The organism is Nocardia sp. NPDC050630 (assembly GCF_044457245.1).
Lineage (GTDB): Bacteria > Actinomycetota > Actinomycetes > Mycobacteriales > Mycobacteriaceae > Nocardia.
In genome coordinates this window covers 1,493,043-1,519,199 of sequence record NZ_JBITGN010000001.1, presented here as the reverse complement: position 1 = coordinate 1,519,199, position 26,157 = coordinate 1,493,043, and the positions used below count along the sequence as shown (strand labels likewise).

The following is a 26,157-nucleotide window of genomic DNA, read 5'->3' as shown; positions in this document are numbered from 1 at the left end:
GCAGGCCGAAACCGCTGTGGCCCGCCGTTTCCAGTCTCTCACGCAGTCGCGCCGCGGGAATTTCGTAGTCACCGCCGTTCTGGCTGCGGTGCGGGATGGGGTCGGTGTCTTCGAGCCAATGTGGTCAAGGACGATGAGGCAGACTGCGGAGCTCGAGCGTGTTCGTGGCCGCCGGTGCGGTTGAGCGTTGAAGGTGGCGTAGGGATTCCGGCGCTCCTCGACAACTGCCGACCCTCGAACATGCTGGGTGCGAACCGATGTGGGGCGACAACGCATCATCGAAGGTGCGATGAGGAGACAATGCGGATCGTACGGACCGACCCCGTCGACGATCTCGCGTGCAGAGTCGGTCGCCATGCGGGGTAGCTGCTAATTCGCGGTCTTGTTGAGGGCGCCGCTGACGTAGAGCATGTCGCCCATGCGCATGTCGTCGTCCGTCAGGGGCGGAAGATTGTTGGCGGCGAACAGGTTTCGGATGCTGACTCCGTTCAACGCCCAGCCGCGCTCGGTCAGGTAGGGAGCTGCTTCGTTGCGCTCACCGAAATATCGCAGCCTCGCCATATCGGGATCGAAACCGTGCGCGCGCCAGTGTTCGGAAATGCGGTGCAGGCGTTGCTTGGTCTTGTCCTCCTCGCCCGGTTCCGGATTGGGCTTGCTTTCGGTCGCCACCCGGCTTCCGGGCGCGCTGAGTTCGGTCACGGTGTCCAGCAGTCGGTCCTGTGCCTCGGGTGGCAGATAGCCCAGCAGTCCTTCGGCGCTCCACGCGGTCGGCTGGGCCGGGACGAATCCGGCGGCGCGCAGCACGGCGGGCCAATCCTCGCGCAGATCGACCGCGGCCACTCTCCGGTCAGCGGTGGGCGCAGCGCCCAATTCGGTCAGTGTGCGGGTCTTGAATTCGATGACCCGCGGCTGGTCGACCTCATACACCACGGTCCCGGCTGGCCAGGACAGTCGGTAGGCGCGGGAATCCAGCCCTGATGCCAGGATCACGACCTGTGTGATGCCCGCGTTCGTCGCATCGAGGAAGAACTCGTCGTAGAACTTGGTACGTACCTTGGCTACGTCGATCCATACCTGCTCGACCAAATCCTCGGCGGGCACTTCGCCGGTGGCCAGCCGGGTGAGGAAATCGATGCCGACCGCCCGGACAAGCGGTTCGGCGAACGGGTCGTCGATGAGCGCTCCATCCGCCCGGGTCGCTATCGCCCGGGCCGCCGCGGCCGCCGTGGCGGTCGCGCCGACGCCGGATGCCAGGTCCCAGGTGTCTCCGTCGTACCTGGTGGAAGTCATCTTCGGCCCCTATCCTTCGTTCGACTCAGGTCGCGTTCGAGAAGTGGCGTACCACATGCCGCCGACATGAGGCTCTCCCGAGGCCACCGGTCCGCGGTCGTGCGGATCGGTGGCCTCGGGCTCGGACTGCTTTCAGGCGGCCGCGTCACCGGGTGACGAACTGGTGCTCCGCGGCGCCGGTTGCCATGAGGTGGCGGCGACGGCTCGGCAGCATCATGGTCGGGTGCGCGATGCTCCAAGCCGTGGACGCGCAGACGAGCTCCTTGATGCGAGCGCCCATACGCCCCGTGATCACCGTGGACGTGGGCTGATCGTCGGGGGTTACCTTCTGCACGATGCCATCGCGACGCCCGAGGCTGATGCACTGGCTGGCGTAACCGATCGGGGCGTCGGGAACCTTGCGGCCGGTCAAGCGAGCGGCGATGGCGTCGGCGCCCTGCCACGCCATGGGGGTCGCGGTGGCGCAACCCATCCGTAGTGGTTTGCCACCAACCCCTTCGGCGTACGCGGCGTCGCCGACTGCGTACACATCGGGGTGCGAGACCGAGCGGAGAGTGGCGTCGACGACGATCCGCCCGGAATCCGACACCGCAAGTGTGGTCGCGGCCGCGATCGGGTGCACCGTGAAACCCGCTGTCCAGACGGTCATTTGGGCCGGGATCTGTGCGCCCGCACCGGTGACCACGCCGTTCGCCGTGACATGGGTGATGTCGGTGTGTTCGCAGACGGTGATGCCGAACCGCTCGAAAGCTGCGCGCAGGTGGCGCTGCGCCTTCTCCTCCAGCCAATCGCCGACACCGCCACGCGCGGCGATCGAGACCTCGAGGTCCCGACGGGCCTCAGCGATCTCGGCGGCCACTTCGATGCTGGTCAGACCGCCGCCCACGACCAGCACGGTCTGACCCGGTCCCAATTCGCTCAGGCGCGCCCGCAGCCGCATCGCGGCCTGCTTCCCGGCGACGTTGTAGGCGTACTCGGCCACGCCGGGGATGCCGTAATCGGCGATGGTGCTGCCGAGGGCGTAGACGAGGGTGTCGTAGCCGAGAGTCTCGACCTCGCCGGTGAGCTCGACGCTCTTGCGGTCCACATCGACCGCGGTGACCCGCGCGATCCGGACCTGCACACCGGTGCCCGCGAACACCTCGCGCAGCGGACGAACGGGCAGATCCTGCCCGCTGGCGAGCTGGTGCATGCGCACCCGTTCGACGAATTCGGGGTCGGCATTGACCAGGGTGATCTCGACGTCGTCGCGGTGCAGCCGCTTGGCGAGGCGTCCGGCGGTGATGGCTCCGGCGTATCCGGCTCCGAGGACGACGATGCGGTGCTTCATGGTCTTGCTCCTGTCTGGATGGGTTCGCTTCCTGAACCGGACAGCGCCGCGAATGCTGACAGGAATGGACTGTGATGTGGGTCACCAGGATTCGATGATGGGTGCTCCGTGTTCCGAACTCGCCCACCCGCGGGTGGCGCGCTCGAGCTTTTCGGGATTGACCTGGGCGTGGATGGCCGCGATGCCGTCGGAGGTCACCTCGAGGCACACGATGCCGACGACCCGGTCACCGACCACCACCACCAGCGCGGGGCCGCCATTGGCGACCGCGGAAAATATGGCGGGGCTGCCGCCCAGCATGCTCCGCTTGCCGTCGGTCGGTTTGATGGCCAGACGCAGGAACCGTATGACGCGCAGCGCACCGATAAGCGGCCGGTTGAGGGTCGGGAAGAAGGCGCCGCCGTCGCCGATGCTGATGGCGTCATCGGTCAGCAGGCCGATCAGTGTCTCGGTTCGGCCGCTGACCGCCGCGGCGAGGAACTCCTCGACGATCTTGCGGGCGGCGGCCTCGTCGACCTGCACGCGCACCCGGTCGGTGGCCATATGCTGTTTGGCCCGCCGATAGATCTGCTGGCAGTTCGACTCGGTGATGTCGAGCATCTCGGCAATCTCGTTGTGCGCGTACCCGAATGCCTCCCGCAGCACGTACACCACGCGCTCTTTGGGCGAGAGCCGCTCCATCAGCGTGAGCATCGCGATCGATATCGATTCACGCTGCTCGACGGTATCGGCCGGGCCGAGCATCCGGTCCCCGGCCAAGACGGGTTCGGGCAACCATTGGCCGACATAGGTCTCCCGCCTGGCCCGCGCCGAGGTGAGCTGATTGAGGCACAGGTTGGTGAGCGCCTTGGTCAGCCACGCCTCGGGCGTCTCTATATGGTCCCGGTCGGCGCCCTGCCACCGCAGAAACGCCTCCTGGACCGCGTCCTCGGCGTCACCGGCCGATCCGAGCAGTCGGTAGGCGATCGCCTCCAGACGGCCCCTGCTGCTCTCGAACAGATCGACTTCGTACGTGCTGAGCGACATCCGCCCATGGTCGGGCATGTACGCGGCCGACGTCCAGTTTCCGGCCCGGTCAGGAAACGCTCACGCAGATAGGGAATGGTGGGACGGTGCCGAACATCAGTCTGGATCGGGTCAGCGTGAGCCACGGCGAAACGTCGATACTCACCGATATCTCCGTGACGTTTCCGGAAGGTCGGTGCACGGCGGTGGTCGGGCCCAGCGGCACCGGCAAGACCACACTGCTGCGGCTGCTCAACCGGCTCGCCGAACCCACTCGCGGCCGCATCCTGCTCGATGACACCCCGATCACCCAGTTCCCAGCACCGCAGCTGCGCCGCCGCATCGGATTGGTGCCACAGCGACCGACGCTGCTGACCGATACCGTCGCCGATGAGATCCGGGTCGGCCGTACCGATCTCACATCCGATCGCATCGATGCACTGCTCGCCCGGGTCGGCTTACCCGACTTCCGCGATCGGCGCTGCCTCGAACTGTCCGGCGGTCAAGCGCAGCGGGTGTGCCTGGCGCGGGCGCTGGCCGTCGAACCCGAGGTGCTGCTGCTCGACGAACCGACCTCCGCCCTCGACGCCGAATCCGCCGCCGCGGTCGCGACTCTCATTCGCGAGCACACCACCTGCGGTGGCGGTGTCATCCTGGTCAGCCACGACACCGCATTCGTCACCGAAGTCGCCGACGACAGCTGGATACTGCGACACGGGCGCCTGTCCCCCGGTGACGAACGGAAACCACAGTGAAAGAACAGCTTTCCGTACCCGGCTGGCCGGGTGTGGCGACCTCGCTGGTGCTCGTCGCACTCGCCGCCGCGATCGCCTACCGTCAGCGACTGCATCTGACCCGCGAGCTGCTCATCGCCGCCACCCGTGCCGTGGCCCAGTTGGTCGCGGTCGGCGCTGTTCTGCTGATCCTGTTCCGGCACACCGGATTACCGGGCGGGCTGGCCTGGGTTGTGCTCATGGTGCTGATCGCCGGACAGGTGGCCGGTCGACGTGGCGAAGGTGTACCGCGGGCACGCCGGGCCGCGACCATCGGAGTCGGCACCGGATCCGCCATCACGCTCGGCGCGCTCATTGTGCTCGGTGTGATCTCCACCCAGGCCCGGGTGGTTGTCCCGGTTGGCGGCATGATCGTCTCCGGCGCCATGCAGGCCACCGGTATCGCGCTGCGTCGACTGCACGAGGATGCCCGCCATGCGCGTCCCGCCATCGAAGCCCGCCTGTGCCTGGGACTTTCGGCGCGCGAGGCGTTCCTGCCGCATCGCAGGTCGGCACTGCGCACCGCACTGATTCCGACGATCGACGCGACGAAGGTCGTCGGGCTGATCAGTCTGCCCGGCGCCATGACCGGCCTCATTCTCGCCGGTGTCGATCCCCTCACCGCCATTCGCTACCAGATCGTGGTCATGTACATGTTGCTCGCGGCCACCGCCCTTGCCGCGCTCACCGCGGCGCGTGTCGCGGAGTCCTACCTGTTCGACGACGCCCAGCGGCTGGTGCCACTGCCCGACTGACGCGCGTCGCGGCCGCTCACAAATCCCCGGAGAACGCATAGTCTTGATCGTCGAGAGCCGGGCCGGGTGAATGGGAGCGAGCGGGTGGGCGATGCGGTGGTCGCGGTACCGGAATCGGTACGCACCGAGTTGCGGCGCGGGGTGCGCAGTGTGCTGGTCGATACCGCGGCGCTGCGGTTGGTGCGGGAGCGGTTCGATGATGATCAGGCCGGGGCGCTGCGACGGTATCTGGAGGCGTCGCAGTCGGCGAATACGTTGCGGGCGTATCGCACCGATTGGATCGCGTGGGCGGGATGGTGTGCGACCGAGGGGCGACAGGCGCTGCCCGCGGATCCGCTCGATGTCGCGGTGTATCTGGCCGCGGCAGCGGATGCGTCGCGGCACAGTGACGACGGTTCGCAGCGGTGGGCCTTCAGTGCGGCCACCCTCGAACGCAAAGCGGCGGCCATCGCGGCGGTGCACGCCGCCAACGGATTACCCTCCCCCACACGGTCGGATGTCGTTCGACTGACCTTGCGCGGTATCCGCCGCACCCGCCGCACGCAGCCCAAACGTAAACGCCCCGTACTGTTGCACACCCTCGAACAACTGCTCGCCGGACTGCCGGAGCCGCAATGGCCGACCGAGCCCGCACGCCGCCGCGACGCGCTGGCATTGCTCGTCGGATTCGCGGGCGCGTTGCGCCGCAGCGAACTTGCCGGATTGCGGATCACCGATGTGCGAGTCGATCTCGACCACGGCACCGGTGAACCGTTGCTGCTCATGCAACTTCCGACGACCAAAACCGACCCCACCGGCATCGCCGAACAGCGCGTCGCATTGCCCCGCGGCCACCGCCCGCACACCTGCCCGGTATGCGCCTTCGCCGATTGGATCCGGTTGCTCGAGGCTCACCGCGCACACGGCGATGTGCGCGCCTGGCTCGCCGACGCAGCGTCGCCGTCTCCGGACATCCACCGCTGCCACGGCTTCCAGGGCACCGCACTCGCCGAAAACGACGCCCTCCCACTGTTTCCCACCATCACCCGCCACGGCGCCATCGGCACCGAGGCCATGTCCGGTCGCGCCATCGCCGAACTCGTCAAACGCTATGCCGCACGCGCCGGACTCGATCCGGACCTCTTCTCCGGACACTCCCTGCGCGCCGGATTCGCCACCCAAGCCGCCCTCGGCGGGGCCAGCGACCGCGAAATCATGCGCCAGGGCCGCTGGTCCAACCCGCGCACCGTGCACAACTACATTCGCACCGCGAACCCGCTGGAAGACAACGCCGTCACCAAACTCGGCCTCTGATGCTGGTCGCGGGGCGCGACGATGGGATGCGCATCAGGAATGTCATTCGCTGGGAAGCGTGTAGGCGAAGACAGCGCCGATCATGCGGACGCTGCCGAACCCGTCGAATATCAGCGCGGCTCGGCAAGCGGCGGGCGATCGGTCCTCACCCACGAACGCACCAGATCGGGTTCCTCACCGCCACCGATACCGACTCGATCACCATGGCGACGACTAGGCTGGTACGGTGACGCCTTTCGCTGTGGGTCGGACGATTCTAGTGCGGGACATGATCTTTGGGCGGCCGTTCACCGAGTGGCCACAGCGGGTGGTGGCCGATCGCGGGGACGAGTTGCGGGTGTTGTTGACGCCGGGGACCGAGGGCGCGGGGCCGCAGTTGTGGATCAGGTCCATGCTGGAACGCGATCCGGCGGCGCGGGGGCGGTTGTTGGAGGCGTACGCGCGGCGGGAATGGGAGATGGGCAGGTGGGTGTGGCAGCGGACCACGCGGGTGGCGATCATGTACGCGAAGCGCTATTTCGCGATTGTCCCGACGTGGGATGAACACGGCGAATTCCTCTGGTGGTACGTCAATTTCCAGTTGCCGTTCACCCGGACCACCGACGGTGTCGACACCAGTGACCTGCACCTGGATCTCATTGTCGAACCGGATCTGAGCTACCGCTGGAAGGATGAGGACGAATACGCACTCGCCATTCGGCTCGGGCTGGTGCCCGAGCACTGGCAGCACGCGATCGAGGGCGCGTGCGAAGAGGCACTGGACTTGGTCGCGCGTCGTGCTGGCCCCTTCGCCGAGGATTGGCGCACGATTCCGGGGTAGGTCAGTCCTGGATGCGTCGCCAGGGGCGTTCGGATTCGAGGGCGAAGGCGATTTCGAGGAGGGTGCGTTCGTCCCCGTGCGCGGCGGAGAATTGCATGCCGACCGGGAGGCCGTCGCTGCAAGCACCCATGGGAAGTGAGATCGCGGGCGTGCCTGCGACATTGTTCAACGGCGTGAAGGCGACCCAGGAGATCAGGCGTGCGAAGAGCTCGTCGAAGGGGACGGTCGGGCTCAGATGGCCGAGTCGCGGAGTGGTGTGAACCAGCACCGGCGAGAGGATCAATTCGTGGTCGCCGAACATGCCCGCGTAGGCGCGACGCACTTGCGACAGGCGATAGAGGATGGCCGGTGTACGGGCGAGGGACTTGCGATACAGCGCTGCGAGTCCGTGAGTGAACGCATCCAGGTCGCCCGGCCGGAACCGCGGATCGATCGCGAATTTCCCGCCCGCCTCGATCAGGAATGCCAAAAGTCCCCAGTAGGTGGTGAAGTCGTCGACAAAGCGTTGCGAAACCGGCAAGGTGATCGGAACTACCTCATGTCCCATCTTCTCCAGGAGCGCGACGGTGTCGTCGAGCACCGCGCGGGTCTGCGGGCAGGTTCGGGTACCGGTGATGGACTCGGCGATCACCCCGATCCGCAACCGCCGCTGCGCCGGTCCCTGCACCAGACCGACCGGCGGCAACTTCGGATTGCGCCAATGCCGTTCGGCCGCAGCGAAATACGTCGCGGTATCGCGTACCGAGCGGGTCAGCACACCTTCGGAGACCAGATTGATCGGCATCGAGCGCGCCTGCGGACCATCGATATGCCGCCCTCGGCTCGGTTTCAACCCGACCAGACCGCAGCACGCGGCCGGAATCCGAATCGATCCGCCGCCGTCATTGCCGTGCGCTATCGGCACCACACCTGCGGCAACCAGCGCGGCCGCACCACCCGATGACGCACCCGGCGAATAGTCGGTATGCCACGGATTGCGCGTCGGTTCCGCCGCGGCGAATTCGGTACTCGCGTTCAACCCGAACTCCGGTAATCGACTCTTGCCCAGCACCGACATCCCGGTGCTCAGAAACTGTTTCGCATAGGGCCCGTCCTCGGCGACGGGCCGACCGACGAACGCCGCGGTGCCGTGATTTGTCGGCAGCCCCCGCACATCGGTGTTGTCCTTGACATATGTCGGCACACCGAACAGCGGCGCATCCGGATCACCCGCCGACAGCGCGGATTCCGCCGAAACCACCAGGGCGCGCAGTGTCGGATCGACCTGCGCGGCCCGCGCCCGCGCCGCCTCGGCGGCCTCGGCCGCGCCGATCTCCCCTCGACGCACCAGTTTCGCAATCGTCACCGCATCGTGGTCGGCGAGCACGTCGTCGCTGAAAGCATGGAACCGCATATCGGAATTCTGCGCGCTGCGAGAGCGACCACGCACCGTTTTGGACAAGCGACCTGTCGACGGAGGCGCCGACAGCGTTGGACGCCACCGGCCAAGGCGGGTTCACCCGCCGCGGCATTGACCCTATCAGCGCCGGCCACACATCGGGGTACGCCGATCGTGCCTGACGCACAGTGAATTCAGTTGCGCCGCAATTCGAAAATGCGGAAGACCCGGCCGCCGGACAGCTCGCACTCCATTTCGTAACCCGGCCAGAACTCGACCGCCAGATCCCAGGCGCGTTTGCGGTCCATACCGGTGACCTCGCTGACGGACACCTCGAACCGCTCACCCTCGAGCCTGACGATGGCGGTATCGGCCGCCCGCAGGTTCGCCGACCACGCCGGATGCTTGGGGCTGCCCCAGTTGGAGCCCACGAGTAGTAGATCCGCACCGCGCGGCACATACAGCAGCGATGTGGTGCGCGGGATCCCGGTTTTGCGTCCCACGACGGTGAGCTCGATCGACGGCAAACCCGCCAGATCGAGCACACCGCGCCGACCTCGGCTGACCCACCGCACGAACTTTTCCAGCCGCAGCACTATCGGCGCCGTGCGCATGACCCAGCGTTTCTGCGCGATCCGGCGAGCTACCGCGGGCAACGGATTCGACACCATAATTCGAAATCCTGACAGAAATCCCGCATCCGACCACAGCCGAGAACGTCCGTTGAGACCAGCCTCACCCGCGTCATCACGAAACCCGCTCGGCCATGGCCGGGGGGCGAACAACGGCCACATCCGGTAGCGCACCCCCGTAGAGCTCGATCTCGACCAGCGCCAATTGTCCCGCACAGCTCTGACTCAACGTCGACGCCGGACGATCCGCGGTGAGCACATTCGGGTTGCCATGCCGACAGAAGCTGGGATCGGCCGGATCCGGGTCATACCAGGCACCCGTGGACAACTGCGCGACCTGCGGACGGACCGCGTCATCGATGACCAGACCGGCCAAACAGCTGCCCCGATCGTTGAAGATCCGCACGATATCGCCATCTCCTAGACCTCGCGCCGCGGCATCGTCGGGATGCAACCGCACCGGTTCCCGCCCAGCGATTTTCACCGACTGACTGTGCGCGCCGACATCGAGCTGGCTGTGCAGTTTCGTGCGCGGCTGATTCGCGACGAGCTGCAGCGGGAACCGCGTCGCGGCACCCAGCCATTCCCGCGGCTCCAACCACACCGGGTGACCAGGGGTATCGGCATATCCGAACCCATCGATCGTTTCGGAGAAGATCTCGATCTTGCCACTGGGGGTGGTGAGCGGAAAACGCTCCGGATCCGCACGAAAATCGGCGAACAGCACCTGATCCGGGTCGGGCGGGGCAACCGTGAACGACTCGCTGTTCCAGAACTGCTCGAATTCCGGAACGGTCGGATCGTCGAGGCCGACGCGCCATTGCTCGTACAGGTGCCGCAACCACTCCTCGACGCTGCGCCCTTCGGTGAATTCCTTACCGATACCGATGTGTTCGGCCAATTCGGCGAAGATCGCGTAGTCGTCACGGGACGCACCGTGCGGCCGGGTGAGCGCCTTCATCGGGAAGAATTCGCGATCGTTGGGCCCGGAGCCGAAGTCGTCGCGTTCGATGCTCATCGTCGCCGGGAGGACGATATCGGCATGGCGCGCGGTCGCGGTCCAGAACGCATCGTGCACGACCACCGTCTGCGGCCGGGTGAACGCCGTATGCAGCCGGGCCAGATCCTGGTGGTGGTGAAATGGATTCCCACCGCACCAGTACACCAATTTGATATCCGGATACACCAACCGCATACCGTTGAAATCGAAGGGTTCCCCCGGATTCAGCAGCATATCGGCGATTCGGGCAACCGGAATGAACGTCGAAACACCGTTGCCGCCCTGCGGGAACCTCGGCACCGACTGCCCGCGCGCCGGATCACCGACATGTGCGCACGACCCGTAACTGTGCCCGAATCCCCCACCGGGCAGCCCGATCTGGCCCAGCATCGCCGCAAGCACCACCCCGAGCCACAGTGGCTGCACACCGTGCTCGGCCCGTTGCAACGACCAGCTCACATTGACCATCGTGCGCGCGCCGGCCATCTCCCGCGCCAGCGACCGGATCCGCTCGGCCGACACCCCGGTGATGGCGTGCGCCCACTCGGGATCCTTGACAACACCGTCGGTTTCGCCGCGCACATAGTCGATGAACCGCTCGTATCCGACGGTGTAGCGATCCAGAAACTCCGTGTCCGCCAATCCATCCGCATCCAACACCTGGGCCAACGCGAGCATCAGCGCTGTATCGCTACCGGGCCGCGGTGCGATCCACTCCGCCGCGGCCTCGGCCGGAATGTCATCGCGCAGTGGACTGATCGATACGAATCGGCACCCACGTGCCCGCGCGGCCGCGATCCAGGTCCTGGTGTTGTGCCGCGACACACCACCGGGCGATACCGCGGAGTTCTTCGGCGACAGACCACCGAAGGCCACCACCAACCGAGTGTGTTCCACGAGCACGCTCTTCGCGGTCGCGTGCCCCTCGAACAGCCCCATCGAGCCGATCACGTGCGGCAACAGCACCTGTGACGTGCCGAGACTGTAGCTGTGCACACTCCGGACATAACCGCCGAGACAGTTCAGAAACCGATGCACTTGACTCTGCGCGTGATGGAACCGCCCCGCACTCGACCAACCGTAGGACCCGCCGTACACCGCCTCCGCGCCGTACTCGCCGTACACCCGGTTCAACTCGCCGGATACCAACTTCACCGCGGTTTCCCAGGACACCGGGACAAACGGCTCAGCGCCGCGCCCCACCGCACCCGGACCGTGCTCCAACCATCCCTGTCGCACATACGGCTGATCGATCCGGGTCGGATGATGTTGTGCCGAAGCGACATTCTCGATCAATGCCGTCGGCTCCGGATCCCCGCGCCATGGACGCACCGCGGTCAACCGCTGTCCATCGCTGTCGGCTTCGAACACTCCCCAATGCGTCAGATGCGCGGCCATCACCCCACGGTAGCCCGGACCACCGACAGGTTCACTTGTTTATGAGCCGCGCTGGTCCGCGGCTTATGCCCGCTCGGCAATCTCAGACACAGATGCTGACGCTGAAGAAGGGACCCAGCGGGACGTTGAAGCAGAAAACGACCGAACCGAACGCAGGTGTAACCGGTTCCGCCGATGCCGCCGGAGCGGCGAGAGCGCCAACAGAGACGGTGATGGCGATCGCGGCGATCGCCGTGGCAATTCTGGTGATCATGACAACGTTCCTGACTGATCGACGATGAAGATGCCCCCGACCAGAAATCGTTACCTCTCCGATCATCCGCTGATCCCATACCACACACAAGACCGCGCATCGACTCGTCGGGAAGGCGTCGGTGTGGTGTTTCGGCCGCAACGGGTTGATGTGCGGCCGGGATGCACGCCCGACCGCACATCGAACCCGACTCAGGATTCGGATTCGATCGGCAGGCCTGCTTCGGTCCAGTCCTGGATGCCCGCACGATAGGCGCGGACATTCGTATAACCGAGGGCGCGCAGTTTGACGGCGACGATCTCGCTGTTGCGGCAGGCGTTGTTGGAACAGTAGGTCACGATGGGTGCGTGCTGGTCCGGAAGCAACCGCGCGGCTCGCGATTCCACATCAGCTTCGACGAGTGGGAACGCGCCCGGCAGATGGGCCTTCTCGTAGTAGCCCGCACCGAGGGTGTCCAGGACCGTCACCGTACCGCCCGCTATCGCGGCGGCAAGTTCGTCACGAGTAATGACTGTGTTCATGAGATTTCCTTCCTGACAGTGCACAACTTTATGTGTGTGCGCACGCTATTATATGCGTGCGGATGCACGCAAGTCGCTAGAATTGATCCGTGACCCAATCGGAGATGCATCGCGCGGCGGCCAGCAGCGCATGGTCGGCACTGCTACGGGTGCACGCGAACCTCGTCCCCCGCTTGGATGCCGAGTTGCGCCGAGACTTCGGACTCCCGCTCGCGTGGTACGACGTGCTAGTCGAACTCGATGGCGTCGAACCGCTGCGCATGACCGATCTAGGCGAACGCGTCGTGCTCAGCCGCACCCGGGTCAGCAGACTCGTCACCGAGATGGCCGCCGCGGGTCTGGTCGCGCGCGAATCCAACCCCGACGACGGCAGATCCGCATTCGTCGCCATTACCGATGCCGGTCGCGAGCGGCTGCACGCGGCCGCGCCCGGCTACCTCGCGGGCATCGACCGATACTTCGCCGACAAGCTCGATCCGGATGAACTACACGCGCTTGCCGCGACTCTCGGCAAAATTCTGGGCCCGATCGATCTCACGATCGGGCCTCAGCGGACCTCATAGCCCGCAAGTCCGCACCGGCTGCCAGTCGGCACTTTCAAACACTTTGGCAGTCAATGCAACCCGCATCACATCTCGGCACGCGGCCGCACCATTTCTGAAACACTAACACTTCACACCTGTCTGTACCTTTGACTACAGGCACATCGAGCGTGCACCCCCGGAAAGGATGCAGCCCCTTGGCGATCAGCGCGGCAGACCGACCAGCCCACCAATTTTCCCGCCCGCGAGGAGCGCGCTGATGTTCACACGATGGGGGAATCTCGTCTATCGGCTGCGCTTGGCCGTACTCGCGATCGTGGTCGGCGCACTGCTAGCACTCGGTGCATACGGCTACGGACTCGAGGATCACCTCAGCTCCGGCGGTATGGACGATCCCACTTCCGAATCCGCACAGGCCGCACGCCTCGCCGACGCCGCCTACGGACGCAATCACGACTTCGACGTCGTCGTCCTCTACACCGCACCCGACGGAAAGACCGTCGATGACCCGGCATTCAGCCAACCGATCATCGACAATCTCAACAGCCTGGCGCACAAGTATCCCAACGAGATCACCGGCGTCAACGCCTCCTACTGGCACGTCGACGGCGCGAAGATCAGCGGCGCGAAGGCGGCCACCGAAGACAAAAAGCGCGCCGTGGCAGCGATCGCCATCGCGGGCGGCAACGACACCGACTCCGTACGCAACTTCCGGAAAGTCAAGGACGCCTTCGCTATACCCGGCATCGACGTACAGGTCAGCGGCCTGCAAGCGGTGGCGGGCACACTCAACGACACCATGGCCGACGATGTACACCGCATGGAAGTCCTGGCCATCCCCGCCGTCGCGGTGCTGCTGTTCTTCATCTTCGGCGGCCTCGTCGCGGCCGCGCTGCCGCTGCTCGTCGGCGGACTAACGGTAATCGGCGCATCCGGCATCATCATGTTCCTGACCCGCTTCACCGAGGTGAACTCCTTTGTCTCCTCGGTACTGTCGATGATCGGCCTCGGCCTGGCCATCGATTACGGCTTGTTCGTCGTCAGCCGATTCCGCGAAGAACTCACCGCCGGCTACGACACCCGCGCCGCGGTGCGCCGAACCGTCGTCACCGCGGGACGCACCGTCGTGTTCTCCGCGACCATGATCATCGCGAGTCTCGGCAGCATGCTGCTGTTCCCCCAGGGCTTTCTCAAATCCATGGCCTATGGCGCCATCGCGACCGTCCTGCTGGCCGCCTTCACCGCCATCACCATTCTGCCTGCCAGCCTGGCCGCACTCGGTCCGCGCGTGGATATGTTGGGGTTCAAGCAGTTCCGAAGAGCCAAGACCACCGAAGAAATCGAGGACGGTTTCTGGGGCACGACCACCCGCTGGGTGATGCGGCGACCGCTCACCGTCGCGATCCCACTGATCATCGTGCTCTTCCTGCTGATCCTCCCAGTCAAAAGCCTCATCTTCGGCGGCTTCAGCGAGCGGTATCTGCCACCGGACAACCCGACTCGCGTCGCACAAGAACAGATCGACACCTTCTTCCCGCAGCGCCGATCCGATCCCATCGAACTGGTCTTCGTCGCCGATAACAGCACCCCGGTCGGCGAGGCCTGGCGCGCGGCCGGACACGCACCCGGGCTGGCCAGTCAGTTCGAAATGCCCTCGAAATCCTTGACCCAGGACAACGTCTACCGCTCCAAGGCAACACTGGTCAACCCCAACGAAGGCGGGGAAACCATCGAATACCTGCGCAAGATGGAACTTCCCGACGGCGTCAGCATGTACGTCGGCGGCATTCCGGCCATGCAGAAGGACAGCATCGACGCACTGCTCTACCGCATCCCGGTCATGATCGCCCTCGTGCTCTTCGTGACCACACTGCTGATGTTCCTCACCTTCGGCTCGCTGGTGCTGCCGATCAAGGCCGCACTGATGAGCGCGCTCGGCCTCGGCTCGACCCTCGGCATTCTGACCTGGATCTTCGTCGACGGCCACGCCGCAGAACTATTGAACTTCACCTCGCAGCCGATCCAGTCGAATGTCCTCGTGCTGATCATCGCGATCGTCTACGGCCTGTCCACCGACTACGAAGTCTTCTTGCTCTCCCGCATGGTCGAGGCCAGAGCCAAGGGCGCGAGCACCAGCGACGCGGTGCGTACCGGTACCGCGCACACCGGCCGCATCATCACCGCCGCCGCGCTGATCCTGCTGGTCGTGACCGGCGCATTCGCCTTCTCCGATCTGGTGATGATGCAGTACATCGCCTACGGCATGATCGCCGCACTGTTCATCGACGCGACCGTGCTGCGGATGCTGCTGGTACCGGCGGTTATGAAACTGCTCGGCGACGACTGCTGGTGGGCACCGGCCTGGATGAAGCGTATCCAGGAGAAAATCGGACTCGGCGAACCTATTCTGAACGACGAACACCCCGGCACCGAGGATATGCGCGACCCCACCGAGACCACGCCGACCACACTGCGGCCCCCCACCGTCACCGCTGGACGGTCGGACAGTTCGTAGTCGCCCCACCAAAGGGAACGCCACGCGCCGCCTCGGGAGGTACGCTCACCGCCGGAAAGCCCGCGGACCCGATCGCCGAATCGGCGACCTGGTCAACCACCGGCCAACTGGACCGAAGGACGACCGCGATGTGCAGCTACCGTCTCGATGCCGAATATGCCGATCCCACACCATTGAAGGTGCGGATCGACACCCACGAGCGCCATTCGGAGCATCCCGACGACCCCACCGCGAATGTGCTCACCGCGCTCGAACTCACCGGAACCGAACATCTAGCCGATATCGGCTGCGGCGATGCTCGATTCCTCGCCCATCTCGCCGGCAACGGTCACCTGGGTCCGCTGGTCGGCATCGACATCTCCCCCGCGATGGTCGCGGCCGCCAACGCCGTCCCCGGGGTGCGCGGCGTATTCGGCAGCGCGGACCGAATCCCGTTCGACGACAACAGCTTCGATGCACTCACCGCACGGCACATGCTCTACCACCTCGCGAATCCGGTCGCCGCGCTCAGGGAATTCCGGCGCACGACAAAGCCTGGCGGGACAGTTGCCGTGGTCGTCAATCATCCTCGAACCTGCCCGTACACCACCGAACTCGTGGCCGCGCACGCCGCGACGTACGGCCTCGGCGTGATCGAGGCGATGACCGTAAACTCCGATACCTTGCCGGAGATGATGTCCGAGGTTTTCGGCGAGGTGCGAATCCAGCGATCGGATAACGCGCTCGTCTTCGACACCCCGGATCCGCTGGTGCGCTTCGCCGAGGCGCTGTTCACGTTCTACGGCGTCACGCCGAATCACCCGCGACGGCAAGCGATCCTGAACGATCTGCGCGAGGACGTCGAGGATTGGTTCACCCACCATCCAGGGCGGACGTGGCGCGATCCCAAGGGCTACATCGTCGCCACGGCCGTGGTCGATGACCAGGGCAACACACCCTCGGCATCGACATAACTTCAGGTGGGTCCATCGGCGCCGAGCCGCGCCATGCGCACGATGATCTCCGCGCCCTGCTCGACTGGGTGCCAGTATTCCCGTTGAGATGATGTTTCAGGCGGTCGGCTGGTCGGTGGTGTTGCCAAGGAAGGCCGAGATGATCGGCAGGATAAGTTCCGGGCGGTGGACGAGGCTGATGTGGGAGGTGCCGGGCAGGATGGCCAATTGCGCTTGGGGTAGCCCAGCGGGAGTGTCGCCCTGGATATCGCCGCCGAACGTGCGGAACATCTCGACGGCGTGATCGAGGCGAACGACGTCGGAGTCACCGATGACGGTCAGCGTGGGCGCGGTGGCGGCGCGCACGGCGGCGACCGGGAAACGGGGCATCGCGTTGGTGTCGTGTTCGCGGATGCGGGCCACCAGTCGCTCGAAGTCCTGGGGGCGCGGCGCATTCTTCAGGTAGTCGATGTGGAAAGTGGTGCCGTGCAGCATTTCCGGTTTCAGCTCGGCGATGCCGTCGAGCAGGCCGGGCCGGAGCCCGTGCTCGTCGAGACTACCGGCGGCCAGGACCTGTTTGCGGACCAGCTCGGGGTGGGTGAGGGTGATCTGCAAGGCGATGCCCGCGCCCATGCTGTAGCCGAACACGTCAGCGCGCTGCACACCGATCGAACGCAGCAGCGCAACGGTGTCCTCGGCCATCTGCTCCTCGCGCAGCGGGCGATCGATATCGGCGGTGTGCCCATGAGCCTGCTGCTCGATGGCAATGACCTGACGGGTCTTGGCCAGTTCGGGGATGAGCTGGCCGAAGTCGGTACCGATCCCGGACAGCGCTCCGTGCAACAGCACCAATGGTGGTGTGCTGGAGGGTGTTCCGTGGGTTTCGTAATACATGTGCAGGCCGTTGACGTCGGCATACGCGCCGGTGGCCGGTCCGGAGGGGGATGTATCGGTGCCGGTGGCGCATCCGGTGAGGATCGCGGTCGCGGCCAGGGCGGTCGCGGTGGTGAGTAGTGCGGTGATCTTCACCGTGATTCTTCCTTCGAGGTCGGGTGGTCGTGCGGAGAGGGCAACGGGTGCGCCCTCCCCGCGAGCGCTCAGGCGGGTCCGGGTTTCAAGCTTCGGTCCGATGATCAGTGGATGACGTCGAAGACATTGAGCTGCAAGCCGTTCGCGTAGGCCTGGGATTCGACCAGCTGCAGTTTCTGGGTGTCCTTGTCGGTGGCGGAGAACAGTCGCTTGCCGGCGCCGAGCAGCAGCGGGAAGACGAGCAGGTGGTAGCGGTCGATCAGGCCGGCATCGGACAGGGCCTGGTTCAGGGCCGCGCTGCCGTGGACGATGATCGGTCCGCCCTCGGTCTGTTTGAGGGCGGCGACCTCGTCGACCGAGCGAAGGATCGAGGTTTCACCCCAGTTGGTGACCAGGTCGTCCTCGGTGAGAGTGGTCGAGACGACGTACTTCGGCATCTCCTTGTAGTCCGCGAAATCCGCCATGTCCGGCCACACAGGGCTGAACGCCTCGTAGCTGACCCGTCCCAACAGGATCGCGGTGGACTCCTTCTGCTCTCGGCCCTTGATCTCGAAGGCGTCGGGGACGAAGTCGATGTTCTTGAACGTCCATCCGGAGTTGCGGTAGCCGGGTTCGCCACCGGGAGCCTCCACGACGCCGTCGAGGGAAACGAAGGCGGAGCTGATCAGAGTGCGCATGTGGATCTCCTGTGCTCGTTTTCGATTTCAAATCTGAACGCTGTACAGAAGAGAAGATACACGACTTCTGGACGATGTCCAGTTATGATCTGAACAACGTCCAGAACAGTCGTCGACCAGGGGTAGGAACTGAAATGCGTGACACTGCGGCGAAACCGGCCCACCGAAGCACTTACCGCCACGGCGCATTGCGAGAAGCTCTGCTCGATGCGGGAGTGGCGATGGCACGCGAAGGCGGCGGGCCCCAGGCGATTGTCCTGCGCGAGGCATCGCGCCGTGCGGGTGTCGCACCGAACGCGGCCTATACGCACTTCAAGGACCGAGAAGCATTGGTGCAGGCCGTCGCTCGGCACGCGCTGGCGCGGCTGGCCGCGACCATAACTGCCGAACAGGACGCGATTCCGGACACCGAAGATTCCGCCGTCGCCGCTAGAGCGCGTTTCCGCGCCGTCGGCGCGGGCTACATCCGCTTCGCCCGCGAGGAACCCGGACTGTTCCGCACGGCATTCGCGACCCAGCACGATGTGTCCGCGGTCGCCGAACCCGCTGCCGCGGGCCCCACCGGTCGATCCGCGATCGAACTTCTCACCGAAGCTCTCAACGGCTTGGTCGAAGCCGGATTACTCCAGCCCGAAAGACGGTCTGGCGCAGAGTTTCTCGCCTGGCCCACCGTGCACGGACTGGCCTACCTCGCCGCCGACGGTCCGCTGCGCTTCCTCGAACCAGCCCAACTCGACGACCTCACCACCCAACTACTGGACATGCTCGACCGCGGAATCTGAACGACCCACCCGCAGCCAACTAACGCGCCGGAGTTGGATAAGTGCTTTGGGCGTCCATGCTGGGGTGATGGACTTGTCATTTCTTTGGTAGGTGATTTCAGGGTTTGTAGTGTTTGTGAGCTTATATAAATAGATGCGAATATCTCCATATCTAGATGTATCAGCCGTGAAAGCTTGATCTCCTTCACTTCGTCCCGCTCCCGTCGTGTCAGTGCGGATCTCGACATGAGTGAATCAAGCGATACTCCTGTGCCCCAGCTAGTTTCCGCACTCCCCGCCTTGCACAACACCCCACTCCCCCGACGCAGGCTCTCCTGTCCCGGATGCGGTCAATAACCGCATCCTCCCCGATACAAGACGACCGACCAGTTACTCTCGTCGCGTGGTCTCGCCCGACCCGGCATGCGCCGGAGGTCCACGCGCGCCCGTCACCTTCGAGGAAGCAGGAGTTCGATGCGATCCCTGACCAGCCGCCGAATCTTGATAACACTGGTGGCCAGCACCGCCGCGGTCATAGCAGGCAGTCCGATGCCCGCGATGGCACAGCCCGCACCGCCCGCACAGGTGCAGCCGCTCGGTTCGGACTTTCTCTGGGGAGTGGCCGCGTCGGGGTTTCAGTCCGAAGGCTATGCGCCGGATAGCAATTGGTCCCGGTACGTGGCCGCGGGCAAGACGGACGACCCGTATCTGGAGTCCGTGGACTTCTACCATCGCTACCGGTCGGATATCGATCTGGCCGCGCAGCTGGGCGTCAAGGTCTACCGGATCGGGATCGAGTGGGCGCGTGTGCAGCCGCGGCCGGGTGAATGGGATGAGGCCGCACTTCGCTTCTACGACAATGTGATCGCCGCGATTACGGCGGCCGGGATGCGCCCCATGCTTACCATCGATCACTGGGTGTATCCGGGTTGGGAAGTCGATCGCGGCGGCTGGTCCAATCCGAATATCGTCGAGGACTGGCTCGCCAACGCACGCACCGTCGTCGATCGATACGCCCCGGCCGACCCACTGTGGGTCACCTTCAACGAGCCCGCGGCCTACATGATGAACGAGATCTCGCACGGCGGCCTCTCCCCCGCCGTCATGCCGCTGATGCAGTACCGAATCGCCCAGGCGCACAACGCCATCTACGACTACATCCACTCCGCGCAGCCGGGCGCGATGGTCACCAGCAATGTCGCCTACATTCCGGCCGGTGAAGATGCGGTCAACGGCTCGTTCATCAATGCGATCGCCGCGAAACTCGACTACATCGGCATCGATTACTACTACGGGGTCTCACCCGACAGCGTTACGCAGCTGAGCTTCGACCAGCTCTGGAACAATCCCTTGGAGCCGGAGGGCATTTACTATGCCCTGCAACACTATTCACGCAAGTTCCCGGGCCGCCCGCTCTACATCGTCGAGAACGGCATGCCGACCGAGAACGGAATACCCCGAGCCGATGGCTACACCCGCGCCGACGACCTCCGTGACACCGTCTACTGGCTGCAGCGCGCCAAGGCCGACGGCATGAATCTCATCGGCTACAACTACTGGAGCCTCACCGACAACTACGAATGGGGTTCTTACACCCCACGTTTCGGTCTCTACACAGTAGATGTCCGCACCGACCCCACGCTGACCCGCCAGCCAACCGACGCCGTACCGGCCTACACGGCCATCACCCACCAGGGCGGCGTCACCCCCGACTACCGCCCGACCAGAGCCCCCAAACCCTGCTCCTTCGTCGACGCCGCTGCCAGCTGCGCCGATCCGGTCACCGTCCCCCACTAACGAGACTCGGGGTCGGCACCCGGGGTGCCGACCCCACCTTTCTCAGGAGCCGATGAACTGTTGCCCGGAGATCGAGCGAGACTGCTCGCCGTCGACGCCGACCGGGATGTCGCCCTCGAGGGTGGTGCGGTACAACACACGGGTGACATCGAGATGGTTGAGGTCGCCCGGGGCCAGGTGCGCGGTGGCGCGGTTGTCCCAGAACGCCAGGCTGCCCTTCTCCCAACGGAATCGGACGGTGTAGGCCGGGTTCGACAGTTCATCGAACAGCAGCTGGAGGACGGCGTCGCTCTGGGCAGGGCTCAGACCGACGATGTGGGTGGTGAAGCCGGGATTGACGAAGAGCACCTTCTCGCCCGTCACCGGGTGCACGCGCACGACTGGATGCTCGGTAACCAGCGGCGCATCGGCGACCTTCTTGGCGTAGTCGCTTTCCTCATTCCATGCCGGACGACTGCCGCCGAACCGGTGCACGGCCCGCAGGCCCTCGACGAACTTGCGCAGCGAATCGGGCAGGTTCGTGTAGGCCGCCGCGAGATTGGTCCAGCTGGTGTCCCCGCCGCGCTCCGGTGCGATCTCGGCTCGCAGCAGTGAGGCCGCTGGCGGGTTGATCAGCGCGGAGACATCGGTGTGCCAGTGGTTGGTGTAGGTGAACTTCTTGACCCCGAAACGCTTTTCGTAGAGACGGCTGTCGACGGCCAGGATTTCGGGGAATTCGGTGGGCGCGTCATCGTCGTAGGGGTGCGAGGGCGTAACGGCGCCGAACCGCCGAGAGAAGGCGATGTGTTCGGCGTGGCCGATGTGCTGGTCGCGGAAGAACAGCACCTTGTATTCGTAGAGGGCCGCGGTGATATCGGCGACCTCCTGATCGGTAAGCTCTGCCCGCAGGTCGACACCGGCGATCTCGGCGCCGATATGTCCGGCGACGGGCGTGATCTGGACGGTGGTGGTCGTGGGCTCGCTGACAGTGGTCATGGTCGTACTTTCTTCGGCGATGGTTGAGGATGGTCTGCGCGGCATGAACGACAACCACTGCTGCCCATTCGCATGAAGTCGACGGCGCGCCGCCTGGTCAGCTGGGAACTCATGCGCCGAGTTCGGTTCGGACCTGCGCGAATTGGCTTTCCACCGGCGCCAACCCGTAGTGCCCGCGCAGGGTCGTCGCGGTGTAGTCGGTGCGGAACAGGCCGCGCTGCTGCAGGATCGGGACCACCCGGTCCACGAAGTCCTCGAGTCCGCCCGGCAGGTACGGCGGCATGATGTTGAAGCCGTCCGCGGCACCGTTGTCGAACCAGGACTGCAGTTCGTCGGCGATATCGGTGGGTGTGCCCGCGAAGGTGCGGTGGCCGCGTCCGCCGCCCAACTTCCCGATGAGCTGGCGCACCGTCAGGTTCTCGCGCTCGGCGAGCTCCTTGACCAGCGTGAACCTACTCTTGCCTCCCTCGATTTCGCTCTCCGCGGGCAGCGGCGGCAGCGGTGCGTCGAGTGCGTGTTCGGTGAGATCGACGCCGAGCAGCGCGGACAGTTGCCGCAGTGCGTAATCCGGGGAGATGAGGTCGGTGAATTCCTGCTCGAGAGCCAGTGCTTCCTCGCGGCTGTCGGCGATGAACGGCACCAGGCCGGGCAGCACCTTCAGCTCATCGGCCGAGCGACCGTACTTGGGCAACCGCGCCTTCAGATCCCGATAGAACGCCTGCCCCTCCGCAAGCGAGCGCTGTGCGGTGAAGACGGCCTCGGCGTAGCGCGCGGCAAAATCCTTACCGCTCTCCGACGATCCCGCCTGCACCAGCAGCGGCCGCCCCTGGGGGCTGCGCGGCGAATTCAGCGGGCCGCGCACCCGGAACCGATCGCTGGCGTAGTCGATGGTGTGCACCTTGTCCGGATCGGCGAAAATGCCCTCGTCCGGATCGAGCACGATCGCCGAGGACTCCCAGCTGTCCCAGAGCCGCACGGTGATATCCACGAACTCCTGTGCCCGTTCGTAGCGCCTGGCGTGTTCCGGAATCGCGTCGAAGCCGAAGTTGAAAGCCTCGTCCTCGTTACCCGAGGTGACGATATTCCAGCCAGCCCGCCCGCTGCTGATGTGATCGAGTGAGGCGAATTTGCGGGCTAGGTTGAATGGTTCGTTGTAGGTGGTCGACGCAGTCGCGATGAGCCCGACCCGTTCGGTCGCCGCGGCGATGGCGGCAAGCAAGGTGACCGGCTCGAACACGGCCAGGGTATTGCGCTTGATCCGCGGTCCGACGGCCAACCCGTCGGCGAAGAAGACCGAATCGAGTTTGCCGCGTTCGGCGATGCGTCCGAGTTCCTGGAAGTGCCGCACATCCAGTACCCGGCGCTCCTCGGTCCGGGGATGGCGCCAGGCCGCCTCGTGATGTCCGACGCCCATCAGGAAGGCATTGAGATGGAATTGCTTGCGGGGTAACGACATCGGAATCCTTAACGGGAGGGTTCGGCGCGCCAGCGGGACAGGCGGCGTTCCAGAGCGACGAGTACGCCGTTGAAACCGAGCCCGAGCAGCGAGATGGCGATGATGCCCGCATACATATTCGGGATCTGGAAGTTCTGCTGGGCCGCGGTGATCAGATAGCCGAGTCCGGCACGGGCGCCGACCATTTCGGCGGCGATGAGCACCAGAATCGAGGAGGCCGCCGCCATTCGCACGCCGGTGAAGATCGATGGCACCGCGGCGGGCAGGATCACCTTCTGGAACAGCCGAATCGGTGAGAAGCCCAATGATATGGCGGATTTGATCAGCAGCGGGTCCACGGTGCGCACACCGGTGATGGTGTTCAACAGGATCGGGAAGAAGCTCGCGTACACCACGAGCGCGATCTTGGATGTCTCTCCGATACCGAGAATGAGAATGAACACCGGCAGCAGCGCCAATGCCGCGGTGTTGCGGAACAATTCGAGGATTGGGTTCAGGAAGTCGGCCACCGGTCGATACCAGGCGATGGCGACACCGACCGGAATAGCAACCGCGAGCGCGAGCGAGAATCCGGTCGCCGACCGGGTCAGGCTGGTCGAGACGTGCTCCCACATCGCACCGGTCTCGACCAGATCCACAAAGGCCTGCGCGACGGTGGAAAACGGCGGCAGGAAGACTTCGTCAACCAAGCCGAGCCGCGGCGCTGCCTCCCATATCCCGACCAGCAGGCCGATGGCGAAGGTCGGCTTGAATATTCGCCACGCCAGCAACGCGACCGCCCGCAATGCCCGCGATAGGTCGACCTTCCGTGTCGGTGTGGCCTCGGGCCGGCTGCGGACGACAACCGGCCGTGATTTCTCGATGACTTGCACTGCGCTAGACATTGACCGCCTTCCTCTCGATGCTCGTGGCCGACAGCGACTCGCGTTCGAGGCCCTGTGCCCGGGTGACTTCACTCTGCAACTGCGACCAGATCTGGTGGCGTGCCTCACGGAAGGGTTCGCTGGAGCGCACATCCGCACCGGAATCCCGGTCGATATCGATGTCGATCACGGCCTTGACCCGCCCCGGTCGTGAGGTCAGCACGGCGACTCGCTGGCCGAGGTAGACGGCCTCGTCGATGCCGTGGGTGATGAACAGAATCGTTTTGCCGGTGGCCCGCCAGATCCGTAACAGCTCGTCTTGCAGCGACTCCCGAGTTTGGGCGTCGAGCGCGGCGAACGGCTCGTCCATCAGCAGCACCTCCGGATCGAAGGCGAGGCTGCGGGCAATGGCGACACGCTGCTTCATGCCGCCGGACAACTCATGCGGATAGCGGTCGCCGAATCCGGCCAGGCCCACCAGTTCCAGGTACTCGTCGGCGATCTTCCGGCGCTCCCGACGCCGGACACCCTTGGCCTCCAGACCGAATTCGATATTGGCCCTGGCAGTGCGCCACGGCAGCAGGGCGTACTGCTGGAAGACGATCCCGCGATCCAGCCCGGGCCCGCTGATCGGCTTGCCGTCCAATAAGATCCGGCCCGCACTCGGCTTGCTGAGCCCGCCGAGCAGATCCAACAGCGTCGACTTACCGGAGCCGCTCGGGCCCACCAGCACCAGGAACTCGCCATCGCGCAGTTCCAGCGAGATATCTTCGATCGCGGTGAACTCCTTGTTCGACCCACGGACCGGGAACTGTTTGCGCACTCCGGTGAGTGCGAGTTTGACCTGGCTCATTTCGACGCGACCACCTCTCCGGTCGGTCCGGTGGTCGGACCGTAGGTTCCGTTGGCGTATGGGTTGTCCTTGTTGGTGTAGAGATCTTTCGCCGTCAGCTTTCCGGCGGGCACATCACCGTTGCGGACCAGCCAATCGATCCAGATCTGCAGTTCCTTCTCCGCGATCACCGCACCGGGGACCGGCAGACCTGGGCTGCGCCAGAATTTCAGCAGATCGGTGTTCTCATTGCGTCCGCGCTTGTTGATGATCGAGGCGAAGCGCGCGACCACCTCGTCGCGCGGGGTCACCTGCAGCCAGCGCGTCGCCCGCGCGGTCCCCTGGACGAAGTCCTTGACGGCCTCCGGGTTCTGGGCGATGTAGTCCTTGCGGAAAACGTAAGTGCCGTAGTCGAATTGACCGAACAGGTCCTTATCGGTGTAGAGCGCATGGATGCCGCCGCGCCCGACCGCGCTCTCCCGGAAGACGCCACCCAGCGCGCCTACATCGATCTGCCCCTTGCGCAGAGCGTCCTCGGTATTAGCCGGCGGCACCACGATCAGTTCGACCTGTTTTATCTCCTGGTCGGTCAGCCCCTGCTGGTGCAGCCATTCCCGGGTGATGAATTCGTGGTGTGCGCCAAGGGTATTGATGCCGACCTTCTTGCCGATCAGATCCCGGGGCGATTTGATGCCCGCATCGTCACGGACGAAGTAACCAGTGAACGACTGCTCGTCCGCTCCGTACGAGCTGAGCACCGAGGTCACGGGCGCGCCGCCCGCGGCCAACTTGACGACCGCGCCGTTGAAGGCGCTGCCGAATTCGATCTGACGGGTCGCGGCGGCCTGGATATTCGCCGGTCCGCTGGTGGTGTCACCCTCCCAGTGCAGCGCGATCTTGCTGAAGTAGCCGAGGTCGTCGGCCAGTTCGTAGGCCGAGACCTGACCGGTCGAGCCCTGGTAGCGCAGTACGGCTTTGCCGTCGGCATTGGTGCCCGGCTCGGATTTGCCGCAACCGGCGAGTACCGCGACCGCGGTGGGAATGGTGAGCACGGCGGCCACCGCACGGAAGAACCGCGGCCGGGTTTTCTGGGACAGCGTCATGGAAGTTCTTTCACGGAATGCGCGACTGCCGCAGCGCGATAAGGCTCGCCACAGCGGCAGGTAAGCGCGGAGGATTACCTGATTCGACCAATGCGGCGGCCTATTTCGGCGACCGCGGATTCAGGCGCGACAGACTCCATGGGACATGCGCATGAAATCCACCGTGCGACGGCGGATCAGCGCAATGGATTCGATCATGTCATCGACCTTCGTGGGATTGGGAGAGA

Annotated in this window: 24 protein-coding genes; 10 read left to right on the top strand and 14 right to left on the bottom strand. The window is 65.0% G+C overall.

Going from position 1 to position 26,157, the window contains the following annotated elements; translation table 11 throughout:
• Positions 1-369: 369 nt before the first annotated feature.
• The 3 genes from ACIBG0_RS06325 to sigJ all read right to left on the bottom strand — a co-directional run bounded on the left by ACIBG0_RS06325 (position 370) and on the right by sigJ (position 3,646).
• Positions 370-1,290: a class I SAM-dependent methyltransferase gene (locus tag ACIBG0_RS06325; protein WP_397029769.1), complete on the bottom strand. Its 921-nt coding sequence runs from the start codon at positions 1,288-1,290 to the stop codon at positions 370-372.
• A 145-nt stretch (positions 1,291-1,435) separates the two neighbouring features.
• Positions 1,436-2,620 carry an NAD(P)/FAD-dependent oxidoreductase gene (locus ACIBG0_RS06320; protein WP_397029767.1) on the bottom strand — a complete coding sequence of 395 codons (1,185 nt, stop codon included), beginning with the start codon at positions 2,618-2,620 and terminating at the stop codon, positions 1,436-1,438.
• 81 nt (positions 2,621-2,701) lie between these two features.
• Positions 2,702-3,646, bottom strand: coding sequence for an RNA polymerase sigma factor SigJ (sigJ, locus tag ACIBG0_RS06315; RefSeq protein WP_397029765.1), 945 nt, complete (start codon positions 3,644-3,646; stop codon positions 2,702-2,704).
• A gap of 86 nt (positions 3,647-3,732) precedes the next feature.
• Here sigJ and ACIBG0_RS06310 point away from each other — a divergent pair, with 86 nt between their 5' ends.
• From ACIBG0_RS06310 to ACIBG0_RS06295, 4 genes are all read left to right on the top strand, one after another.
• Positions 3,733-4,380, top strand: a complete 648-nt coding sequence (locus ACIBG0_RS06310; RefSeq protein ID WP_397029763.1) for an ATP-binding cassette domain-containing protein — start codon at positions 3,733-3,735, stop codon at positions 4,378-4,380.
• Positions 4,377-5,153: an ABC transporter permease gene (locus ACIBG0_RS06305; RefSeq protein ID WP_397029761.1), complete on the top strand. Its 777-nt coding sequence runs from the start codon at positions 4,377-4,379 to the stop codon at positions 5,151-5,153. Before ACIBG0_RS06310 ends, ACIBG0_RS06305 begins: the two co-directional genes overlap by 4 nt.
• A gap of 84 nt (positions 5,154-5,237) precedes the next feature.
• The gene (locus ACIBG0_RS06300; RefSeq protein WP_397029759.1) at positions 5,238-6,446 is read left to right on the top strand and encodes a site-specific integrase; all 1,209 of its coding nucleotides are present in this window, start codon (positions 5,238-5,240) and stop codon (positions 6,444-6,446) included.
• 268 nt (positions 6,447-6,714) lie between these two features.
• Positions 6,715-7,266 carry a DUF402 domain-containing protein gene (locus ACIBG0_RS06295; RefSeq protein WP_397029757.1) on the top strand — a complete coding sequence of 184 codons (552 nt, stop codon included), beginning with the start codon at positions 6,715-6,717 and terminating at the stop codon, positions 7,264-7,266.
• 1 nt (position 7,267) lies between these two features.
• Here the strand turns inward: ACIBG0_RS06295 and ACIBG0_RS06290 are convergent, their stop codons facing one another.
• From ACIBG0_RS06290 to ACIBG0_RS06280, 3 genes are all read right to left on the bottom strand, one after another.
• Entirely contained in the window at positions 7,268-8,659 is a 1,392-nt protein-coding gene (locus ACIBG0_RS06290) for an amidase (RefSeq protein ID WP_397029756.1), read from the bottom strand.
• Between the two features lie 179 nt (positions 8,660-8,838).
• The gene (locus ACIBG0_RS06285) at positions 8,839-9,315 is read right to left on the bottom strand and encodes a nitroreductase family deazaflavin-dependent oxidoreductase (protein ID WP_397029755.1); all 477 of its coding nucleotides are present in this window, start codon (positions 9,313-9,315) and stop codon (positions 8,839-8,841) included.
• A 76-nt stretch (positions 9,316-9,391) separates the two neighbouring features.
• Positions 9,392-11,674: a molybdopterin guanine dinucleotide-containing S/N-oxide reductase gene (locus ACIBG0_RS06280; RefSeq protein WP_397029753.1), complete on the bottom strand. Its 2,283-nt coding sequence runs from the start codon at positions 11,672-11,674 to the stop codon at positions 9,392-9,394.
• Positions 11,675-11,766: 92 nt separating this feature from the next.
• Between ACIBG0_RS06280 and ACIBG0_RS06275 the strand changes: the two genes are divergently transcribed.
• Positions 11,767-11,955, top strand: coding sequence for a hypothetical protein (locus ACIBG0_RS06275; protein ID WP_397029751.1), 189 nt, complete (start codon positions 11,767-11,769; stop codon positions 11,953-11,955).
• A 163-nt stretch (positions 11,956-12,118) separates the two neighbouring features.
• Here ACIBG0_RS06275 and ACIBG0_RS06270 read toward each other — a convergent pair whose 3' ends face one another.
• Positions 12,119-12,448 (bottom strand): rhodanese-like domain-containing protein, encoded by a 330-nt coding sequence (locus ACIBG0_RS06270; RefSeq protein ID WP_397029749.1) that lies wholly within the window; start codon positions 12,446-12,448, stop codon positions 12,119-12,121.
• Between the two features lie 89 nt (positions 12,449-12,537).
• On the opposite strand from ACIBG0_RS06270, the gene ACIBG0_RS06265 reads away from it, so the two are divergent.
• The 3 genes from ACIBG0_RS06265 to ACIBG0_RS06255 all read left to right on the top strand — a co-directional run bounded on the left by ACIBG0_RS06265 (position 12,538) and on the right by ACIBG0_RS06255 (position 16,458).
• The gene (locus ACIBG0_RS06265; RefSeq protein ID WP_397029748.1) at positions 12,538-13,011 is read left to right on the top strand and encodes a MarR family winged helix-turn-helix transcriptional regulator; all 474 of its coding nucleotides are present in this window, start codon (positions 12,538-12,540) and stop codon (positions 13,009-13,011) included.
• Positions 13,012-13,249: 238 nt separating this feature from the next.
• Positions 13,250-15,505, top strand: coding sequence for an MMPL family transporter (locus ACIBG0_RS06260; protein ID WP_397029746.1), 2,256 nt, complete (start codon positions 13,250-13,252; stop codon positions 15,503-15,505).
• Positions 15,506-15,633: 128 nt separating this feature from the next.
• The gene (locus ACIBG0_RS06255; protein WP_397029745.1) at positions 15,634-16,458 is read left to right on the top strand and encodes a class I SAM-dependent methyltransferase; all 825 of its coding nucleotides are present in this window, start codon (positions 15,634-15,636) and stop codon (positions 16,456-16,458) included.
• 96 nt (positions 16,459-16,554) lie between these two features.
• Here the strand turns inward: ACIBG0_RS06255 and ACIBG0_RS06250 are convergent, their stop codons facing one another.
• Together ACIBG0_RS06250 and ACIBG0_RS06245 are read right to left on the bottom strand one after the other, a co-directional pair.
• Positions 16,555-17,466: an alpha/beta fold hydrolase gene (locus ACIBG0_RS06250; RefSeq protein WP_397029744.1), complete on the bottom strand. Its 912-nt coding sequence runs from the start codon at positions 17,464-17,466 to the stop codon at positions 16,555-16,557.
• Between the two features lie 104 nt (positions 17,467-17,570).
• Complete coding sequence (locus ACIBG0_RS06245) at positions 17,571-18,143, bottom strand: dihydrofolate reductase family protein (protein ID WP_397029742.1); 573 nt, start codon at positions 18,141-18,143, stop codon at positions 17,571-17,573.
• A gap of 134 nt (positions 18,144-18,277) precedes the next feature.
• Between ACIBG0_RS06245 and ACIBG0_RS06240 the strand changes: the two genes are divergently transcribed.
• Both ACIBG0_RS06240 and ACIBG0_RS06235 read left to right on the top strand, forming a co-directional pair.
• Positions 18,278-18,925, top strand: a complete 648-nt coding sequence (locus ACIBG0_RS06240) for a TetR/AcrR family transcriptional regulator (RefSeq protein ID WP_397029740.1) — start codon at positions 18,278-18,280, stop codon at positions 18,923-18,925.
• 453 nt (positions 18,926-19,378) lie between these two features.
• Positions 19,379-20,701, top strand: coding sequence for a family 1 glycosylhydrolase (locus tag ACIBG0_RS06235; protein ID WP_397029738.1), 1,323 nt, complete (start codon positions 19,379-19,381; stop codon positions 20,699-20,701).
• 42 nt (positions 20,702-20,743) lie between these two features.
• On the opposite strand, the gene ACIBG0_RS06230 is transcribed toward ACIBG0_RS06235, so the two are convergent.
• From ACIBG0_RS06230 to ACIBG0_RS06210, 5 genes are all read right to left on the bottom strand, one after another.
• A complete protein-coding gene (locus ACIBG0_RS06230; RefSeq protein ID WP_397029736.1) occupies positions 20,744-21,676 on the bottom strand; it encodes a TauD/TfdA dioxygenase family protein in 933 nt (310 codons plus the stop codon).
• A gap of 109 nt (positions 21,677-21,785) precedes the next feature.
• On the bottom strand, positions 21,786-23,132 hold the full coding sequence (locus ACIBG0_RS06225) for an LLM class flavin-dependent oxidoreductase (protein WP_397029734.1): 1,347 nt from the start codon (positions 23,130-23,132) through the stop codon (positions 21,786-21,788).
• Positions 23,133-23,140: 8 nt separating this feature from the next.
• Positions 23,141-24,016, bottom strand: coding sequence for an ABC transporter permease (locus ACIBG0_RS06220; RefSeq protein WP_397029732.1), 876 nt, complete (start codon positions 24,014-24,016; stop codon positions 23,141-23,143).
• Positions 24,009-24,848 (bottom strand): ABC transporter ATP-binding protein, encoded by an 840-nt coding sequence (locus ACIBG0_RS06215; protein WP_397029730.1) that lies wholly within the window; start codon positions 24,846-24,848, stop codon positions 24,009-24,011. The genes ACIBG0_RS06220 and ACIBG0_RS06215 overlap by 8 nt, the downstream gene beginning before the upstream one ends.
• On the bottom strand, positions 24,845-25,930 hold the full coding sequence (locus ACIBG0_RS06210) for an ABC transporter substrate-binding protein (RefSeq protein ID WP_397029728.1): 1,086 nt from the start codon (positions 25,928-25,930) through the stop codon (positions 24,845-24,847). The genes ACIBG0_RS06215 and ACIBG0_RS06210 overlap by 4 nt, the downstream gene beginning before the upstream one ends.
• Positions 25,931-26,157 lie beyond the last annotated feature (227 nt).

What these genes read in the sequence shown, in the direction of transcription:
- ACIBG0_RS06320 (WP_397029767.1), bottom strand. Translation starts at nt 2,620, where the DNA reads ATGAAGCACCGCATCGTCGTCCTCGGAGCCGGATACGCCGGAGCCATC.
- sigJ (WP_397029765.1), bottom strand. Translation starts at nt 3,646, where the DNA reads ATGTCGCTCAGCACGTACGAAGTCGATCTGTTCGAGAGCAGCAGGGGC.
- ACIBG0_RS06270 (WP_397029749.1), bottom strand. Translation starts at nt 12,448, where the DNA reads ATGAACACAGTCATTACTCGTGACGAACTTGCCGCCGCGATAGCGGGC.
- ACIBG0_RS06220 (WP_397029732.1), bottom strand. Translation starts at nt 24,016, where the DNA reads ATGTCTAGCGCAGTGCAAGTCATCGAGAAATCACGGCCGGTTGTCGTC.
- ACIBG0_RS06230 (WP_397029736.1), bottom strand. Translation starts at nt 21,676, where the DNA reads ATGACCACTGTCAGCGAGCCCACGACCACCACCGTCCAGATCACGCCC.
- ACIBG0_RS06285 (WP_397029755.1), bottom strand. Translation starts at nt 9,315, where the DNA reads ATGGTGTCGAATCCGTTGCCCGCGGTAGCTCGCCGGATCGCGCAGAAA.
- ACIBG0_RS06295 (WP_397029757.1), top strand. Translation starts at nt 6,715, where the DNA reads ATGATCTTTGGGCGGCCGTTCACCGAGTGGCCACAGCGGGTGGTGGCC.
- ACIBG0_RS06215 (WP_397029730.1), bottom strand. Translation starts at nt 24,848, where the DNA reads ATGAGCCAGGTCAAACTCGCACTCACCGGAGTGCGCAAACAGTTCCCG.
- ACIBG0_RS06245 (WP_397029742.1), bottom strand. Translation starts at nt 18,143, where the DNA reads ATGCGCACTCTGATCAGCTCCGCCTTCGTTTCCCTCGACGGCGTCGTG.
- ACIBG0_RS06280 (WP_397029753.1), bottom strand. Translation starts at nt 11,674, where the DNA reads ATGGCCGCGCATCTGACGCATTGGGGAGTGTTCGAAGCCGACAGCGAT.
- ACIBG0_RS06260 (WP_397029746.1), top strand. Translation starts at nt 13,250, where the DNA reads ATGTTCACACGATGGGGGAATCTCGTCTATCGGCTGCGCTTGGCCGTA.
- ACIBG0_RS06255 (WP_397029745.1), top strand. Translation starts at nt 15,634, where the DNA reads ATGTGCAGCTACCGTCTCGATGCCGAATATGCCGATCCCACACCATTG.
- ACIBG0_RS06325 (WP_397029769.1), bottom strand. Translation starts at nt 1,290, where the DNA reads ATGACTTCCACCAGGTACGACGGAGACACCTGGGACCTGGCATCCGGC.
- ACIBG0_RS06235 (WP_397029738.1), top strand. Translation starts at nt 19,379, where the DNA reads ATGCGATCCCTGACCAGCCGCCGAATCTTGATAACACTGGTGGCCAGC.
- ACIBG0_RS06210 (WP_397029728.1), bottom strand. Translation starts at nt 25,930, where the DNA reads ATGACGCTGTCCCAGAAAACCCGGCCGCGGTTCTTCCGTGCGGTGGCC.
- ACIBG0_RS06275 (WP_397029751.1), top strand. Translation starts at nt 11,767, where the DNA reads ATGCTGACGCTGAAGAAGGGACCCAGCGGGACGTTGAAGCAGAAAACG.
- ACIBG0_RS06290 (WP_397029756.1), bottom strand. Translation starts at nt 8,659, where the DNA reads ATGCGGTTCCATGCTTTCAGCGACGACGTGCTCGCCGACCACGATGCG.
- ACIBG0_RS06240 (WP_397029740.1), top strand. Translation starts at nt 18,278, where the DNA reads ATGCGTGACACTGCGGCGAAACCGGCCCACCGAAGCACTTACCGCCAC.
- ACIBG0_RS06225 (WP_397029734.1), bottom strand. Translation starts at nt 23,132, where the DNA reads ATGTCGTTACCCCGCAAGCAATTCCATCTCAATGCCTTCCTGATGGGC.